This window comes from Xanthomonas sp. NCPPB 2632 (assembly GCF_041228075.2).
Classification (GTDB): Bacteria; Pseudomonadota; Gammaproteobacteria; order Xanthomonadales; family Rhodanobacteraceae; genus Luteibacter.
On the sequence record NZ_CM192979.1, the window covers coordinates 4,224,632 to 4,242,194 of the forward strand.

At 66.8% G+C, this 17,563-nt stretch carries 15 protein-coding genes; 5 read left to right on the forward strand and 10 right to left on the reverse strand.

Features of this window, described 5'->3' with window-relative positions; genetic code table 11:
* The first annotated feature begins 301 nt into the window (after positions 1–301).
* The 4 genes from AB8808_RS18225 to AB8808_RS18240 all read left to right on the forward strand — a co-directional run bounded on the left by AB8808_RS18225 (position 302) and on the right by AB8808_RS18240 (position 2,478).
* Positions 302–1,198 carry a phosphoribosylaminoimidazolesuccinocarboxamide synthase gene (locus AB8808_RS18225; RefSeq protein WP_369930959.1) on the forward strand — a complete coding sequence of 299 codons (897 nt, stop codon included), beginning with the start codon at positions 302–304 and terminating at the stop codon, positions 1,196–1,198.
* 112 nt (positions 1,199–1,310) lie between these two features.
* Positions 1,311–1,778: an Mpo1 family 2-hydroxy fatty acid dioxygenase gene (locus AB8808_RS18230; protein ID WP_369930960.1), complete on the forward strand. Its 468-nt coding sequence runs from the start codon at positions 1,311–1,313 to the stop codon at positions 1,776–1,778.
* Positions 1,779–1,791: 13 nt separating this feature from the next.
* A complete protein-coding gene (locus AB8808_RS18235; protein ID WP_369930961.1) occupies positions 1,792–2,205 on the forward strand; it encodes a hypothetical protein in 414 nt (137 codons plus the stop codon).
* A gap of 90 nt (positions 2,206–2,295) precedes the next feature.
* On the forward strand, positions 2,296–2,478 hold the full coding sequence (locus AB8808_RS18240; RefSeq protein ID WP_036139620.1) for a DUF2061 domain-containing protein: 183 nt from the start codon (positions 2,296–2,298) through the stop codon (positions 2,476–2,478).
* On the opposite strand, the gene AB8808_RS18245 is transcribed toward AB8808_RS18240, so the two are convergent.
* The gene (locus AB8808_RS18245) at positions 2,461–4,602 is read right to left on the reverse strand and encodes a beta-agarase (protein WP_369930962.1); all 2,142 of its coding nucleotides are present in this window, start codon (positions 4,600–4,602) and stop codon (positions 2,461–2,463) included. The genes AB8808_RS18240 and AB8808_RS18245 overlap by 18 nt on opposite strands.
* A 63-nt stretch (positions 4,603–4,665) precedes the next feature.
* Positions 4,666–5,985, reverse strand: a complete 1,320-nt coding sequence (locus tag AB8808_RS18250) for an APC family permease (RefSeq protein ID WP_036139619.1) — start codon at positions 5,983–5,985, stop codon at positions 4,666–4,668.
* A gap of 228 nt (positions 5,986–6,213) precedes the next feature.
* Between AB8808_RS18250 and AB8808_RS18255 the strand changes: the two genes are divergently transcribed.
* Positions 6,214–6,693, forward strand: a complete 480-nt coding sequence (locus AB8808_RS18255) for an REP-associated tyrosine transposase (protein ID WP_369930963.1) — start codon at positions 6,214–6,216, stop codon at positions 6,691–6,693.
* A 223-nt stretch (positions 6,694–6,916) separates the two neighbouring features.
* Here AB8808_RS18255 and lpdA read toward each other — a convergent pair whose 3' ends face one another.
* The 8 genes from lpdA to AB8808_RS18295 form a co-directional block, all read right to left on the reverse strand.
* Positions 6,917–8,761, reverse strand: a complete 1,845-nt coding sequence (lpdA, locus tag AB8808_RS18260) for a dihydrolipoyl dehydrogenase (protein ID WP_369930964.1) — start codon at positions 8,759–8,761, stop codon at positions 6,917–6,919.
* 15 nt (positions 8,762–8,776) lie between these two features.
* Positions 8,777–10,531, reverse strand: coding sequence for a dihydrolipoyllysine-residue acetyltransferase (gene aceF, locus AB8808_RS18265; RefSeq protein WP_369930965.1), 1,755 nt, complete (start codon positions 10,529–10,531; stop codon positions 8,777–8,779).
* Between the two features lie 252 nt (positions 10,532–10,783).
* On the reverse strand, positions 10,784–11,644 hold the full coding sequence (locus AB8808_RS18270; protein ID WP_369930966.1) for a mechanosensitive ion channel family protein: 861 nt from the start codon (positions 11,642–11,644) through the stop codon (positions 10,784–10,786).
* A gap of 119 nt (positions 11,645–11,763) precedes the next feature.
* A complete protein-coding gene (locus AB8808_RS18275; protein ID WP_369930967.1) occupies positions 11,764–14,094 on the reverse strand; it encodes a carboxy terminal-processing peptidase in 2,331 nt (776 codons plus the stop codon).
* 31 nt (positions 14,095–14,125) lie between these two features.
* Positions 14,126–15,124 carry a lipoyl synthase gene (gene lipA / locus AB8808_RS18280; RefSeq protein ID WP_369930968.1) on the reverse strand — a complete coding sequence of 333 codons (999 nt, stop codon included), beginning with the start codon at positions 15,122–15,124 and terminating at the stop codon, positions 14,126–14,128.
* Positions 15,125–15,137: 13 nt separating this feature from the next.
* A complete protein-coding gene (gene lipB, locus AB8808_RS18285; protein ID WP_369930969.1) occupies positions 15,138–15,806 on the reverse strand; it encodes a lipoyl(octanoyl) transferase LipB in 669 nt (222 codons plus the stop codon).
* 203 nt (positions 15,807–16,009) lie between these two features.
* Positions 16,010–16,300 (reverse strand): YbeD family protein, encoded by a 291-nt coding sequence (locus AB8808_RS18290; protein WP_369930970.1) that lies wholly within the window; start codon positions 16,298–16,300, stop codon positions 16,010–16,012.
* Between the two features lie 14 nt (positions 16,301–16,314).
* Positions 16,315–17,532: a D-alanyl-D-alanine carboxypeptidase family protein gene (locus tag AB8808_RS18295; protein ID WP_036139609.1), complete on the reverse strand. Its 1,218-nt coding sequence runs from the start codon at positions 17,530–17,532 to the stop codon at positions 16,315–16,317.
* Between the last annotated feature and the right edge of the window lie 31 nt (positions 17,533–17,563).

Here is a 17,563-nt window from a genome sequence, read left to right on the forward strand (position 1 = left end):
GCGAACCCTCAACCCGCACGCTGCGAATGAAGCCGGGCATCGGCACAGGCAGGCGCTTCCGTGAACCTGGTGGTGAGGGTCCGGCATTGCTTCGTTTGGCGTTTGGAAACGCCTTGCCCGTTGCAGCGGGTGGCTTCATTCGCCATAGGTGACCGAGACGGATCGCGCACATCGTGCGCTCCTACCCCAGGCTTGTCCGCCTGGACCGACGATAAGGCCCGCCGGTACATGCGCGAGTACATACGCGAGGGCCACCGGTACAATGACGCCTTTCGAACCGTCCCCTCCCGGAGCTTTCGCCGTGCCGACCACCCTTTCGCAATCCGACCTGCCCGGCCTCGAGCTCATCCATCGCGGCAAGGTACGCGACGTCTACGCCCTGCCCGGCAACCGCCTGCTGATGGTCGCGACCGACCGGCTGTCGGCGTTCGACGTGGTGCTGCCGGACCCGATCCCCGGCAAGGGTGAAATGCTGACCCAGATTTCGAACTTCTGGTTCGAGAAGACCCACCACATCATTCCGAATCATCTCACCGGCGAGGATGTCGCCTCGGTGCTTCCCGCCGGCGTGGACCCCGCGCTTTATGCGAAGCGCGCCGTCATCACCAAGCGGCTGAAGCCGGTGCCGGTCGAGGCCATCGCCCGCGGCTACATCATCGGTTCCGGCTGGAAGTCCTACCAGGCCACCGACGAGATCTGCGGCATCCGCCTTCCCCAGGGCCTTGAGCAGGCGCAGCAGCTACCGGAGCCGATCTTCACCCCGTCGACCAAGGCGGCTGTGGGCGACCACGACGAAAACGTCAGCTTCGACGTCGTGGTGGATGCGGTGGGCAGCGACCTGGCCAACGCCGTGCGCGAGGCCACCCTGGCGATCTACGCCTTTGCCGCGGCCTACGCCGCCGAGCGCGGGGTGATCATCGCCGACACCAAGCTGGAGTTCGGCACGGACGAGCATGGGGTGCTGCACGTGATGGACGAGATGCTGACCCCCGACTCCTCGCGCTTCTGGCCGGCGGACAACTACCAGCGCGGCATCAGCCCGCCCAGCTACGACAAGCAGTTCGTCCGCGACTACCTGGAGGCCCTGGGCTGGAACAAGACGCCGCCCGCGCCGAAGGTGCCGGCCGACGTCATCGAAGGCACGGCCGCCAAGTACGCCGAGGCCCTGGACAAGCTGGCTGGCATCCGCCTGACCTGAGCCTTGCCGCACCGCAAGGTTGACGTGCAGCGTTCCAGGCTCAACGCTTGCCTTCCACGCCCAGGCCGGAGCGCCATGCCCGGCCTGGGACGCCACGCTTCCGGGGGTTTCCATGCGCGACGCGGCACGCTGGTTCGGCAACTACGGCCGTGACCACCAGAACGAGACCAACCAGCTGATCCACTGGATCTGCGTGCCGGCCATTACCTGGTCCGTGGTGGCGTTGTTCTGGCTGCTGCCCGTGCCGGGCTGGCTCGGGCGCCCGGGGCTCTGGGCGGTGCTGGCGATGTTCCTGGCCTTCTGTTTCTACTTCTATCGGCTGTCGCGCAAGATCGGCCTCGCCATGGCGGCTGCCTTCATCATCCTGGCCCTGGTGACCGATTCGCTCTACCGCAGCATCGGCAGCAGCGGCCTGTTGTGGTCGGCCATCGTCGTCTTCGTGGTGGCGTGGGTCGGCCAGTTCATCGGTCACCGGATCGAAGGCAAGCGCCCGTCCTTCCTGACCGACCTGCAATACCTGTTGATCGGGCCCGCCTGGCTGATGAGCAAGGCGCTGTCCCGCTTCGGCACACCGTACTGATACCGGCGGCCACGTGATCCAGACCCTCCTCACCCTGTTGTCGGCCATCATCTGGCTGGTGCTCTACGCCAGCGTCGGCGCGGTCGTGCCTGCCCTGATCGGCTGGTCGTCCCTGCGCTGGCTCGAGCGCACCCCGGTGGTGTTCAACCGCACCTATCTCGCCATGCTGGTCTGGCTGCTGATCGCGCTGGGCGTGGGCGGGGTGGTGCTGTTGCTGACGCGCCACGGGCAACCGCTGGACGCCTCCCTGCTGGAGCTGGCCTGGGTCCGGGGCTGGCTGGTGCTGGACATGCTGCTCGGTGCGCTCCTGATCTGGTGGCTGGTGCCTCGTATCGACGCGCGCCGGGTCAAGCCGACCAGCGCCTGCATGACCGTGGCCATCCTGATGGTGGTCGGCATCGTTGGATTCATGGCGCTGCATCGATAGCCAGGTGCTATCGAAAACATCAAAACGATCACTTGGACATCACCCGCGGCACCCCCATAATGAGATCCATTCCCATCTGAGGATTTCGTCATGGCCCGCACCATCAAGTACGCCGCGACGCATTTCAGCATCGCGTTTTCCATGAGCTACGCCGTCAACCAGAACCTGGCTGTCAGTGCCCTGGTCGGCGTGGCCGAGCCCATCGCCTTCGCTCTTGGTCGGGACCTGCTACGGCAGCGCCGAGTCGACCTGCCGCTACCGCGCGCCGCCTGAGCCCCCGCCGACCCGGGCATTGGTGTCGGTAACGGCCCGGGTGAAGTCCCTGAACGGGATATCGGTGATGCCGACCAGCCCGATGTGCGCGTTTTCCCCGTCGAGCACCCGGCCGGTGACCGGCTGGTCGATGTACTGGAACCAGTGCGTGCCCACAACGACACCCGACGCGACGGCGGCGTCCACGAAGCGCGCGTAGGCCTTGCCCCGCTCTTCCTCACTACCCACCGCGGCCACGCCGTTACCGAACGGCCCGCGATCGGCCGATCCGAAGTGGAACTCCGTGATCATCACGGGCTTGTCCATTTTGCGAAAGGCCGCCACGTCGAAACCGTGCTCCGGCACATCCGTGTAGGTGTTGATGCTGGTGACGTCGGCATAGGCGGCGCTGGCCTGCTCCACTTCCGGCGTGCGAACGGCGAGCCGGCCACCCAGGAACAGGTGGTGCGGATCCGCTTTCTTCAGCGTCTGCGCGACGGTACGGAAATACTGGTCGGCGAACAGGCGCAGGAAGGCGATGTTGTCGGCGGCCACGGCGGGATGGGCTTCGCTCGGGTCCGGCGCCTTGAAGCCCTTGGCGGCTACCTGATCCCAGGTGGTGACGTTCACGCCCCACGCCTTGGCGAAGCTGGCGGCATCACCATGGGTCTTTTTCAGGTAGGCAAGGAAGGCTTGCTTGGCGGGGCTTTCCGGCCCCTGGGCGAGCGAGCCCACCGCCAGCGCCCAGCGCCCTTGCGGCCCCTGCCCGGCCCAGGCCAGTTCGTTGTCGGCAAAGTAACCGAGCAACCACGGATCGTCCGTCACGCCCTTGCTCGCGTTGGCGACGGCCGCTTGCGTGGCTTTGAGGAAGCGCGGATCGAACGGGTCCGGCATCCGGCCCCAGTAGTCGTAGCCCGTGCTCACCGTGTTGAAATCGCCCTTGATGAGGATCGGCACCGTGTAGGCGATACGGTGATCGTTGGCGAAGGCCGGGTCGCTCCAGTTGCCCAGGGTATTGAAGCGCCAGCTACGCAGTCGATCGACACTGCGCTTGCGCCACGCCGAGGCGAAGTCGTTGCCCAGGCTGCGCGACACGTTCTGCGAATAGATGTCCCACCAGCGCCCGTGGTTCATGCCGTTGTCGCGCTGCGAGCCCTGGTCGCTGCGGCTGTCGGCCACGCCGCTGAACGTACCGTGGTCCACGCCCGGATCGAGGAACATGAATTCGCGGCCCTGCACGTAGGTGCGGGCATCGGTGAGGTTCACGGCATTCACGCCCAGCGAGAAGAATGCGTGGCCCTCCGGCGTCACCAGCCACCAGCGGTCGCCCTGCTTCTGCGTGTGGAAGAAGCCGGTGACCTTGAGTGCCGGCCGATCGAGGCGGCCTCCGAAACGGTCGAGACCCGGCGACGCCGCGGCGTTCTTCGCGTGGTCCGCGTGGTCCGCGTCGGCGGGTAGGGCCGCGCGCTCCTTCAAGGCCGCATCGCTGTCGATCTTCTCCGGCCAGGTCGCGCGGGTGAACTGCCCGTACCGATCGACGATGCCGGTGTACGCCTTGCGCAGGTCGCCGTCGCCCGCCACCGTGTCCAGCGTGCCGAACAGCAACGTTTGTGCGGCACCCGGTTGCGGCATGGACAAGGTCACCGAGGTGATGGCGCCGGCATCCACGGCGCCGTCCACGGCCGTGGCCACCAGTCGTTTGTCCTTGCCATCATCGAACGGCATCGGCGGCCCCACCTGCATGCCGAAGGCGCGCGGCGAGGTGGCTTTCAGTGTTACCGACAGCGTCTGCGGTGGCCCCGGCGGCAGCCCGACCACCGTCTTCAGGTGCTTCTCGCCCGAGGCGATATCGACGATGAGCGTGACCGGCCAGGGCATGCCGTTCTGTACGCGCAGGCGCAGCGTGCCATCCGGCTGCCATGCCCACGTGCCTTGCGCTGGCGCGATCACCAGCGATGGCGCGGCGGACGGTTTGAACGTCGCCGCCACCAGCTCGCCGCCATCGGCCGCCTTGCGTGGCGTGGCATCGAGCGTGGCGTCGCGCGTGGTGACATGCGTGGCGGATGTCGGGTGGACGAGGTCGACCGTGGTCGCCGGGGCGGAGACGGTGGCCGTCAGGAGCAGCAGGGGCAGATAGGTACGCATACCCCGAATCTGCCACGAAACGTTTGAACGCGGGTTACACGGGGCGACTATCGAAGCGAGCGCCTACACGCTTTTCCGCCGCCACAGGTAATACACCGGCACACCGACGGCAATGATGAGCAGGCTCATCCCGGCATCGCCCGGCTCGGTAATCGCGGTGGCGGCAATCACGCACAACACCGTCGTCGTGAATACCAGCGGCAACACCGGATACCCAGGCACGAGGTAGGGCGAGGGCTCATCGCGTAATTTCCTGCGATACCAGAAGATGGTCGCGATGCCGAACGCATGCGACAGCCATTCGCCGACCGTGGTGTAGTTGAGCAGCGCCTTGAAGCTGCCCGACAGGATCAGCACGATCGCCCAGCCGCCCAGTGCCGCCAGTGCGAACTGCGGCGCGCCGGTTTTCGCGTCGATGCGCGCGATCGGCCGGAAGAACATGCCGTCCGCGCTCATCACCTGCAGCACGCGTGCGCCGCCGGCGATGGCGATGCTGCAATAACCGAAGGTCGAGCAGGCAATGCCCACGGCGATGATGGTCGCGCCGGATTCGCCGAACACACGACGCATCAGGTCCGCCGCGGGCGCCGTGCTCGCGGCCAGGCCGGCATGTCCCAGGCCGGCCATGTAGGCGATGTTGACCAGCACGTAGCAGACCACGACGGCGAGCATGCCCAGGCCCAGCGCGCGGGGCAGCGTGCGTTGGGGCTCACGCACTTCGCCGGCCAGGTCGTTGAGGTAATGGAACCCGCCGTAGGCGAACAAGGCCGGGAGGATGGCACCGATCACCGTGCTGGCCGGCACGTCGTGTGTGGGATCGGCCACGAACGCCGCGCCCAGGTGCCCGCGCGCCAGGTAGAGGCCCACGACGATCAGCAACGCGACCGCGCCGAGTTTCAGCACGGTGAAGATGTTCTGCACCCATGCGCCGGCACGGATGCCGAACAGGTTCACCGCCACGATGAAGGCGATCGCCCCCACCGCCAGCGGCTTGACCCACTCCTGCGGCAGGCCGGTCGCACGACACGCGTAGTCGGCGAACGTGGTGGCGACGGCGGCGACGCTGCCGGGGTAATTGATCAGCGCCATCGTCCAGCCAAACAGGAACGCCGGTAACTGGCCGAAGGCTTCGCGCAGGTACACGTAGGTGCCGCCCGCCTGCGGCCGACGCGCCCCCAGCTCGGCATAGCAGAGCACGCCGGCAAGGGTGAGCAGGCCGCCGAGCGTCCAGAGCAGGATCACCTCCGTGCCCGAACTGGTCAGCTGAGCCACGGTGGCCGGCGTGCGGAAGATGCCTGCCCCGATCACGCCGCCGATGACGATCATCGCGGCATCCCAGATGCCGAGGCGACGGAGGTAGTGAGCTGGCTGCGGTGCTGGCATCACCGGACGATGCCACAACCGCTCGCGCGATGCGATGTGCCGTTGTCGATGATCGCCGGGTAGGAGCGCACGATGTGCGCGATGGGGGGCTTACCACGTCGCCGCGTTGTTGGCTTTTCGCGCACATCGTGCGCTCCTACCCCCGGACGTCGGGTTTCAGGCACGGGGCATCTTGCGATGCGGTGGGCGCCGCTGTTTCGACGGTGCCGGCGTCGGGACGATGGACGGATGACATCGCATCCTGGCAACAAGGCACTTCGTCGTGGTCGGGTTTCCGAGGCCGGTCGCATCTACCTCGTCACGGCCGTGGCCTGGAATCGTGCGCCGATCTTCGGTGACTACCGCACCGCGCGGCGGATAGCCCGCATCGTCCACGCATCGACCACCTGGCGGCGCGCCGAATGCCTTGCCTGGGTACTGATGCCCGATCACTGGCACGGGCTGGTGCAACTCGACGACCATGCCGATGCCGACCTGTCGAAGATGGTCAGGAAACTGAAGTCGCTGGTGACGAAAGCGCTGCGCGATGAAGGGCGTACCTCACCTGTCTGGCAGAGGGCGTTCCATGATCGGGCGTTGCGTGCCGATGAGGACGTCCGCGCGGCGGCGCGTTACATCGTGGCCAATCCGGTACGCGCGGGGCTGGTGCGGCGCGTGGGGGATTATCCGTATTGGGATGCGGTTTGGGTGGGGGCGAATGGGGGGTGAGGGGCGGGATGTCTGATGGCGGTCGTGCGTGTCGGATGTTTCTGCACGGACGATCGGGTACGTCTTGCGCTTCTACGCGGCGGTGATCGCGCACATCGTGCGCTCCTACAACGGCTATCGCGCACATCGTGCGCTCCTACACAACGGCTATCGCGCACATCGTGCGCTCCTACAAGGACGGGTGTAGGAGCGCACGATGTGCGCGATGCGGGTTGCCGAAACGCTATTTCTTCTTCGGGATGTATAGGTCCGTGATCGTCCCTTCGTACACCTCGGCGGCCATGCCTACGGACTCGCCCAGGGTCGGATGCGGGTGCACGGTGCGGCCGATGTCGCCGGCTTCCGCGCCCATCTCGATGGCCAGGACCAGTTCGGAGATGAGGTCGCCCGCGTGCGGGCCGACGATGCCGGCGCCGACGATGCGGTGGGTTTCCTCGTCGAAGATGAGCTTGGTGAAGCCTTCGGTGCGGTCGATGCCGATGGCGCGACCGGAGGCCGCCCAGGGGAACTTGCCCACGCCGACCTTCAGGCCCTTCTCCTTCGCCTCGCGTTCGGTCACGCCGACCCAGGCGATTTCCGGGTCGGTGTAGGCCACCGACGGGATGACGCGTGCGTCGAAGAAGCTCTTCTGCCCGGCGGCGGCTTCGGCGGCCACCTTGGCCTCGTGCGTCGCCTTGTGCGCCAGCATGGGCTGGCCGACCAGGTCGCCGATGGCGAAGATGTGCGGCACATTGGTGCGCATCTGGCGGTCGACGGGGATGAAGCCCCGCTCGCTGACTTCCACGCCGGCCTTGTCGGCGCCGATCTTGTTGCCGTTGGGCGAGCGCCCGACCGACACCAGCACGCGGTCGTACACCGTGGTCTCGGGGATGCTTTCACCCTCGAAAGTGATCTCGATGCCCTTCTTCGTCGCCTTGGCCGCGACGACCTTGGTCTTGAGATGGATGCCCTTGTAGCGCTTGGCGATCCGGCCCTGCAGCGGCTTGACCAGGTCGAGGTCGGCGCCGGGCATCAGCTGGTCGGCGAGTTCCACCACCGTGACTTCGGAGCCGAGGCCCGCGTACACCGTGGCCATTTCCAGGCCGATGATGCCGCCGCCGACGACCAGCATCTTCTTCGGCACGTCGCGCAGTTCCAGCGCACCGGTCGAGTCGATGACGCGCTCGTCGTCCCACGGGAACGAAGGCAGCTTCACCGACTGCGAGCCCGCCGCGATGATGGCGTTCTCGAAGCGGATCAGCCTGGTGCCCTCGGCCGTCTGCACTTCCAGCTCGTGCGCGGAGATGAAGCTGCCCACGCCGGTGACGGTGCGCACCTTGCGGGCCTTGGCCATCTGCGCCAGACCGCCAGTGAGCTTGCCGACCACCTTGTCCTTGAACGAGCGCAGCTTGTCGAGGTCGATCACCGGCTTGCCGAACGCGATGCCGTGCGCCTCGATGGCGGCGGCTTCGTCGATCACGGCGGCCGCGTGCAGCAGCGCCTTCGACGGGATGCAGCCGACGTTGAGACAGACACCGCCGAGCGACTCGTAGCGCTCCACCAGCACCACGTCCAGGCCGATGTCCGCGCCACGGAACGCCGCGGTGTAGCCGCCGGGACCCGAGCCGAGCACGACCAACTGGCACTCGATGTCGGCCTTGCGACCGGAATCGCCGGCGGCCTTCGCCGTCGACGACGGCGCAGCGGCGGACGATGCGGACGAGGCAGCCGCAGGCGCTGCGGAAGCCTTCGGCGGTGCCGGTGCGGGCGACGGCGTGGCCGGCGCGGGGGCGTCCTTCACCGTCGACTGGCCGACGGCCTTGCCGGCATCGGACGACGCGTCGCTACCGGAAGCCTCGATGAGGGCGATGACGCTGCCGTCGTTGAGCTCGTCGCCGATCTTGACCTTGATCTCGACGATGGTGCCGGCCTGGGAGGCGGGCACGTCCATCGTGGCCTTGTCCGATTCCAGCGTGACCAGGCTCTGGTCCCTGGCGACGGTGTCGCCGACCTTCACCAGGATCTCGATGACCGGCACATCGTGCGAGCCGCCGAGGTCGGGTACTTTCAGTTCGATCGTGTTAGCCATGCGTATCGCCTCCGGTCAGAGCAACAGGCGACGGATATCGCCGAGCTGCTGGGCGAGGTACACGGCGAAGCGTGCGGCCAGGGCACCGTCGATGACGCGATGGTCGTACGACAGCGACAGCGGCAGCATCAGGCGCGGCGCGAATTCCTTGCCGTTCCAGACAGGCTTCATCTGCGCCTTGGACACACCCAGGATCGCCACTTCCGGCGCGTTGACGATCGGCGTGAACGCCGTGCCGCCGATGCCGCCGAGCGAGGAAATCGAGAAGCAGCCGCCCTGCATGTCGGCCGCGGTGAGCTTCTTGTCTCGCGCCTTCTTCGAGATCTCGCCCAGTTCGGCGGCAAGATCGAGCAGGCCCTTGGTATCCGCATTGCGGATGACCGGCACGACCAGGCCATCGGGCGTATCCACCGCGATGCCCACGTTGTAGTACTTCTTCAGCGTCAGTGTTTCACCGGCCGCATCGAGCGACGCGTTGAACTGCGGGAATTTCTTCAGCGCCGCGACCACCGCCTTGATCTGGAACACCAGCGGGGTGACCTTCAGGTCCTTGTTCTCTTCGCCCAGCTTCTTGCGGAAGGCTTCCAGCTCGGTGATGTCGGCGTCTTCGAACTGCGTGACGTGCGGGATCATGGCCCAGTTGCGCGCGAGGTTCGCCGCCGAGATCTTCGGGATGCGGCCCAGCGGCTTTTCTTCCACTTCGCCGAACTTCGAGAAATCCACCTTCGGCCAGGGCAGCAGGCTGAGCCCGTTGCCACCGCCGGCGGCAGCGCCACCCGCGGACGGCGCGGCACCCGAGGTCATCACCTGCTTCACGTAGCCGGACACGTCTTCGCGCTGGATGCGGCCACCGCGGCCGCTACCCTTGACCTGCGCGACATCGACGCCGAGCTCGCGGGCGAAGGCGCGCACGGCCGGGCTGGCGTACGGGGCGTTGCCCGGCATGATGATACTGGCGTCGAACGACACCGGCGGCGTGCGCGGCGCACCACCGACCGGCTCCGACTTCGAGGCGCTGGAAGCGGCTGACGCGTCGCGCTTCGGTGCCTCGGCGGGCGCCTCGGCGATACCCGGCTTGTCGGTGGAGGCAGCGGGCTGGGCGTCCGCCGCGGCGGCCGCGGCGGATTCACCGCCCTGCCCTTCGAGCACGGCGATCAGGTCGCCGTCGTTGACCTCGTCGCCAACCTTGACCTTCAGCTCCTTGATGACGCCCGCGGCCGGGGCCGGGATGTCCATCGTGGCCTTGTCGGATTCCAGGGTCATCAGGCTCTGGTCCTTCTCGACCGTGTCGCCCACCTTGACCATCAACTCGATGATCGGCACCGGCTTGCCGCCGATGTCGGGCACGGTGACGTTGACCGGGCCGGAGGCCTTCGTCGCCGACGGCGCCTTGGCGGCAGCCGGTGACGGGGCGGCGGCAGGCGCCGCGGCAGGCTTGGCTTCGTCGGCCTTCGGGGCCGCCTGGGTAGCCGTCGGCTTCGAGGCTTCGGCCTTCGGCGTCTCGGCCTTGGCCGCCTCGGCCGGGGCGTCGCCCTCGGCTTCGACCAGCGCAATCACGTGGCCTTCGTCGACTTCGTCGCCGACCTTGACCTTCAGCTCCTTGATGACGCCGGCAAACGGCGCCGGCACTTCCATCGTGGCCTTGTCGGATTCGAGCGTCACCAGGCTCTGGTCTTTCTCGACGCGATCGCCGACCTTGACCATGATTTCGATGACGGGGACCGCGCTACCACCAATATCGGGTACGCGGGCTTCTTTGACGTCGGCCATGGAACCTCCAGAAAAACAGGCATCGGCGGGCGGCTAACCCTCCGGCGGGGAATACGGGCGCCCATGCTGCGGCGCAACCGGAAGATTGTAATCCCTCGCGCGACTTTTCCCACGATTTAAACGCTCGTTGGGCCAAAAGCCCCGGGAGCGCCCGATTCACCGGGCGCCGCCACGCTCATGTAGGAGCGGACGATGTCCGCGAACCCGCATGCGAAAGCGGTCGTGGCGCCTTATCGCGGACATCGTCCGCTCCTACACGGGTCGTTGGGCGGTCGGCGGGGCGATGGGGGGCGTGCCCACCACGCGGATCTCGCTCTGGGGGTAGGGAATGGTGATGCCTTCCTCGTCGAAGCGCTCCTTGATCCGACGCAGCAGGTTGGTCTGCGCGCCCTGCATGTCGGCCACGGTGGTCCAGGCGCGGATGACCAGGTTGACGCTGGAATCGCCCAGGGCGTCGGTCCAGACACCGGGCGCCGGGTCCTTGAGGATGCGCGGGTCGGCCTCGAACAGGTCGGTGATGACCTTCATGGCCTTGCCGATGTCGTCGCCGTAGCCGATGCCCACCTTGAACTCGAACCGGCGGGTGCCGCGCACGTTGTAGTTGATGATCGCGTCGCCGCCCACCTTGGCGTTGGGCACCACGGCCTCGCGGTTGTCCGGCGTGATCAGGAAGGTGTGCATCAGGTTGACGCTCTGCACCGTGCCGTCGATGCCGCCCACGGTGACGTAATCACCCACGCGGAACGGGCGGAACAGGATCAGCAGCACGCCCCAGGCCAGGTTGGACAGCGAGCTGGTGAGCGCCAGGCCCACGGCCAGGCCAGCGGCGCCGATGGCGGCGATGAACGAGGCGGTGGGGATGCCGATGGTGCCGAGCACCTGGATGAACAGCAGCGCCAGCAGCACGCCGTAGATGGCGTTACGGAGGAACAGCGCCAGGGTGACGTCGACCCGCGCCCGCTCCAGCGCACGCCGGCCCAGGTTGGCGAGCCGCGCGGCGATCCAGAAGCCGATCACCAGCAGCACGATGGCCAGGCCAATGCGGATGGAGTACGTGAGGATAAGCGCACGCATGGCGGCGTCTACGCCGACACGGTCGAGAAAATCGTTCATGGGCCTGCCTTCGGGCGTTGGAAAAATGCGCGTCGAGGCTAGCAGCGGACGGGTGAAGAGGTGGTTTTGGCGCATAAAAAAACCCGCGCCCTGGACGGGCGCGGGTCATGTGGCGGCGATCAGGGCGTAGGCGTACCCGCGGCCGGCGCCACAGCCTTGTGCGGTACCTGCGCGGTCTGAGGCGCGTCGATCTTGCGACCGCCGTACGGCAGCACCTCGGCGGCGACCTTCGGATCCGCCTTGATCATGGCCACTTCGTCGCTGACGATGTGCGCGGCCTCGTCCAGCGGCGTGTCCTTGGCCTTCTTCGCGTCGGCTTCCTGCTTGATCTCCGACTTCAGGCTGCGCTCGTTGGCGTTGAGGCCATCGTCGCCCGTGTTGTCATCGGACGCGTCCGATGCGCTGCCGTCGCCACCGAAGATGGCCTTCCGGCGGTTGCGGAAGTCGGTCTGCATCGCCTCGTACTGCTTGCGCTCGGCCTGGCGGGCCGCGAAGTTGAGCGAGATGTCGGTCTTGTCGCGCAGCTTCTTGTACTGGGCCATCTCATCCAGCATCAGCTTCCACGCCGGCGACGTGGCCACGCGGGCGTCGTGCTTCTGGTTGAGCGGACCGAAGATGGGCTTCAGGTCGGCGACCGGCTTGTAGTCGGCCGGGTCGATATGACGCCACGGCAGCGCGTTGTCGTAGGTGGACTCGCCGAATTCCTTCGCGTCGCCGTTCTGCGGGAACTGCACGTCCGGAGTGACACCGCGCAGCTGCGTGCTGTCGCCGTTGATGCGGATGAACTCCGCGATCGTCATCTTCAGCTCGCCGTACTTGGCGTCCTCGCCCGTCTGCGCCTTGCCGAAGCGGTCGAGGTCGACCAGGTTCTGCACGGTGCCCTTGCCGAAGGTGGGCTCGCCGATGATGACGCCGCGGCCGTAATCCTGGATGGCGGCGGCGAAGATCTCCGACGCCGAGGCCGAGCCGCGATTGACCATGACCGCCATCGGGCCGTCCCAGGCCATGCCCGGGGCGTCGTCGCCCTGCGCGTCGATCTGGCCTCGCGCATCGCGCACCTGCACCACGGGGCCGGTGTCGATGAACAGGCCGGTGAGCTCCGTGGCTTCCGACAGCGAGCCGCCGCCGTTGTTGCGCAGGTCCATGATGACGCCGTCGACCTTCTGCGCCTTCAGTTCGGTGAGCAGCTTGGAGACGTCGCGGGTGGCGCTCTTGAAGTTGGTGTCGCCGTTACGGCGGGCGCCGAAGTCCTGGTAGAACGTGGGCAGGTCGATCACGCCGATCTTGCGCGTGACATCGCCGTCCTTGACCTCGATGACCTTGGACTTGGCGGCCTGCTCTTCCATCGTCACCTTCTTGCGGACCAGGGTGACGATGTCGTGCTTGCCGTCCACGCCGGCATCGGCCGGAAGCACCTCGATACGGACCGTGGTGTCCTTCTTGCCGCGGATCAGCTTGACCACGTCGTCCTGGCGCCAGCCGACCACGTCGACCATCGGGCCGGTCTCGCCCTGGCCGATGGCCACGATGCGGTCGCCGGCCTTCATCTTGCCGGATTTGAATGCGGGGCCGCCGGGCACCAGCTCGCGGATGGTGGTGTAGTCGTCGCGCGCCTGCAGCACGGCGCCGATGCCCTCGAGCGACAGGCGCATGGCGATGTCGAAGGCATCCGCGGCGCGGGGGCCGAGATAATCGGTGTGCGGGTCGGTGGAGTTGGCGTAGGCCGTCATGAAGGCCTGGGTGGCGTCTTCATTGTCCAGCTGGCGCACGCGCGAGATGTAGGTGGCGTAGCGCTTGTCCAGCGTCTTGCGGATGTCGTCGTCGGTCTTGCCGGCCAGCTTCAGGCGCAGCCAGTCGTTCATGGTGCGCTTGCGCCACACGTCGTCCAGCTCGGCCTGGTTCTTCGGGGCGGCGGCCTTCTTGCGGTCGAAGTTGAAGCTTTCGTTGCCGCTGAAGTCGAAGCCCTTGGCCAGCAGCCCGCGCGCGTAGTTCATGCGGTCCACGGCCCGGGTGATGTACAGGTTGAACACCGAGAACGGGGCGGTCAGGTCCTGGTTCCAGATCGCGTCGTCGAGCTGGGTTTTCATCGGCTCGAACTTGGCCAGGTCTTCCTGGGTGAAGAAGACCTTCTCGCTGTCCAGCGACTCGATGTAGGCCTTGTAGATCTTGGCCGACATGGCGTCGTCCAGGGGCTGGGCCTGGTAATGGAAGCGCGTGAGGAACCGCGCGGACAGCTGCGATGCCTGGGCTTCGGCCGGGGTCGGCTTCAGCGGCAGGGTGGATTCCTTGCGCTGCGGCTCGGGCGAGGTCGCGGCTTCCGAGGCATCCTTCGGCTGGGGAGCGGCCGATTTGGTCGCGGGCGCGGTGTCCGGCTGCGGTTTGGCGTTCTGGGCGTGGATACCTGCCGTCGAAAGGGCGAGCAGGAGGGCGAACGCGGGACGAAGGATCATGTAATCGCAGCCTCGGAGTGCGTTGAAACGTTTATTCGACGACACCCGCGGCGTGAGCCATGAGGTCGGCATGGTAGGAGGATCGCACTAACGGGCCCGAAGCGACATGGCCGAAACCCATCGCCTCACCCGCCACGCGCAGTGCATCGAACTCGTCCGGCGTCCAGTAACGGACCACCGGGTGGTGATGCGCCGTCGGCTGCAGGTATTGGCCGATGGTGATCATGTCGACGTCATGGTTGCGTAGATCGCGCATGGTCTCCAGCACCTGGTCCATGGTCTCGCCCAGGCCCAGCATGATGCCGGACTTGGTCGGGACCTCCGGGTGCTGCGCCTTGAACCGCTTGAGCAGGTCCAGCGACCACTGGTAGTCGGCGCCGGGCCGGACCTCGCGGTAGAGGTGGGGCACCGTCTCCAGGTTGTGGTTGAAGACATCCGGCGGGAAATCCTTCATGACCTCCAGCGCGCGCTCCATCCGGCCCTTGCCGCGGAAATCCGGGGTGAGGATCTCGATGCGGATGCTGGGGCTGGCGTGGCGCACGGCACGGATGCAGGAGGCGAAGTGCTCGGCACCGCCGTCGCGCAGGTCGTCGCGGTCCACCGAGGTGATCACCACGTACTTCAGCCGCATGTCGCGGATGGTCTCGGCCAGGCGGGCCGGCTCCAGCGGATCGGGCGGCTGCGGGCGGCCATGGGCCACGTCGCAGAACGAGCAGCGCCGCGTGCAGACCTCGCCCAGGATCATGAAAGTGGCCGTGCCCTTGGAGAAGCACTCGTGGATGTTCGGGCAGGAGGCTTCCTCGCACACCGTGACCAGCGAGTTCTCGCGCAGGCGCGCCTTCAGTTCCTGCACGGCATTGCCCTGCGGCAGGCGGACGCGAATCCAGCCCGGCTTGCGCAGCGTGGGCACGTTCGTGTCGAAGCCCGCGCGGTTGAGCGCGATCTTGTCGTTGCCGAGCATCTTCTCGCCGGGCTTGTCGACGACGGCGATGGGGATGCTGCGTGGGGAAGGGGAAGAGGTTTGGCTCATGACGGCTACGTCCTCAGACCGCGACGCGGGCGGGGAGTTCGGGAAGGGTAGGATCGGCGGCGACGGCGGAGAAGCCGAAATGCTTACAGAATTCCTGTACCAGGACGTCTTCCACGTCCACCAACCGCGACGGACCGCCCAAGTCTAACACCTGGGTGACTTCCAAACCCTTGTACCCGCAGGGATTGATGCGGTGGTAGGGGGCCAGATCCATGTCCACGTTGAAGGCCAGGCCGTGGAAGCTGCACCCGCGTCGGATGCGCAGGCCCAGCGCCGCGACCTTGGCCCCGGCGACATAGACCCCGGGAGCGCCCTGCTGCCGTTCCGCGCCGATGTTCCACTCGCCCAGGGTATCGATGATGGCCTGCTCGATGCGGCAGACCAGCTCGCGGACGCCCACGCCCACCCGCCGCAGATCGATCATGGGGTAGGCCACGATCTGGCCCGGGCCGTGGTAGGTGACCTGGCCACCGCGATCCACGCGCACCACCGGGATATCCCCCGCGGCCAGCACGTGCTCTTCCTTGCCGGCCTGGCCCAGCGTGAATACGGGATCGTGCTCCAGCAGCCACAGCTCGTCGACCGTGTCGTCCGTGCGGTTGTCGGTGAAGGCGCTCATGGCCTTCCAGGTGGATTCGTAGGGAACACGCCCCAGCCGGCGGACGTTGAGGGGGAAGGTCATGGGGGACGGTTCGTAGGGACTGTCGGAAAGTTGTGGGCCCGGGGCCGGCGAATCAAGGACCGGCCCGGAGCCGGTAGGTGCCGGGGCCGCTGTAGGAGCGCACGATGTGCGCGATCTGGGGTTCGCGGCGTGGCACGATGTGGCCTCGCCGCGTCATCGCTTTGTTGGCTTTTCGCGCACATCGTGCGCTCCTACACCGTCTGTTACATCGTGAAACGGATGTTCTCGTCCGCGCGGAGGGTGCTGTGGGCCTCGAGGTACTTCTCGCGGCTGGGGGCGACGAAGCTCACCGTGACCGACTGGTAGTTGCCGGCGGGGGTGAGCTTGGTGGACAGCGTCTCGTGGAGCACGTCCAGGCCGATGCCGTGCAACAGCGCCGGCACGTGCTTGTCGAGGCCGGCGGCGGCGTTGCCGATCGCCGTGATCTCGAACTCGCCCGGGAACTGGAAGCCCTTGCCGTCCTTCTGTGCGTCGCTGAAGTCGATCTCGCGCATGGCCGGATGCCCTCTTACTTCTTGTCGCCGTCGCTGTGGAACCACAGCATGATGGTGTCCCACAGGCGGGAGAAGAAGCCGCCTTCGGGCGCGTCGTTCAGGGCCACCAGCGGCGCCGTGAGCACCGGCTGGCCATCCAGCGTCACGCGCAGCGTGCCGACCTGCTGGCCCTTCTTGAACGGGGCGATCAGCGTGGTGGGGATGTCGAGGTTGGCCTTGAGCTTGTCGTAGTCGCCGCGCTTGACCGAGACCAGCGCGTCTTCCGTCAGGCCCAGCGGCACGGTGTTCTCGGCGCCCTTCCACAGCTTGGGCGTGGCCAGCGGCTTGTTGGCCTCGTAGAGCTTGTGGCTTTCGTAGAAGCGGAAGCCGTAGTTGAGCAGCGCCAGCGCGGCGTCCGCACGGCCCTTCTCACTGTTGGCGCCCATGATGATGGCGATCATGCGGGCGTCGCCCTGCTTGGCCGAGGCGGCCAGGCAATAGCCGGCGGCGGCGGTATGGCCGGTCTTGATGCCGTCCACCGTGTTGTCGCGCCACAGCAGCAGGTTGCGGTTGTGCTGCTTGATGCCGTTCCACTCGAACTCCTTCACGGCCGAGATCGCGTAGTCCTCGGGGAAGTCGTGGATCAGGGCGCGCGAGAGGATGGCGATGTCGTGCGCGGTGGTGTAGTGGTTGGCCACCGGGTAGCCGGAGGCGTTCTGGAACTGCGAATGCGTCATGCCGATCTGCTTGGCATAGGCGTTCATCAGGTTGGCGAACGCCGGCTCGGAGCCCGCGGTGTGCTCGGCCAGCGCGATGGCGGCATCGTTGCCCGACTGGATGATCATGCCGAAGAGCAGGTCTTTCAGCGGCACCTGGCTGTTGAGCTTGAGGAAGCTGGTGGAGCCGTCGGTGCTGGCACCGCCGCCACGCCAGGCGTTCTCGCTGATGGTGACCGGGTCGGTCATGTGGATCTTGCCGTTACCCAACTCGGCCGACACCACGTAGTCCGTCATGATCTTGGTAATGGACGCCGGCTCGAGCTGCACGTCCATGTCCTTGGACGCGATGATCTGCCCCGTGTTGTAGTCCATGAGCACCCAGCTCTTGCCCTCGACTTCCGGCGGCGGCGGCACCGGCGCCTCGGGCACCGCCGGGCGGGGCACGGCGGTCGGACGGGGGGGCTGCTGCGCAGCGACACCGGCGACGAGCGCGGCGGCGGCGAAGGCAAGGAGGGAGCGGGGCAGGAGCTTCATCGTTTCAACGGTCCAGTGAAATGCAAAAAAA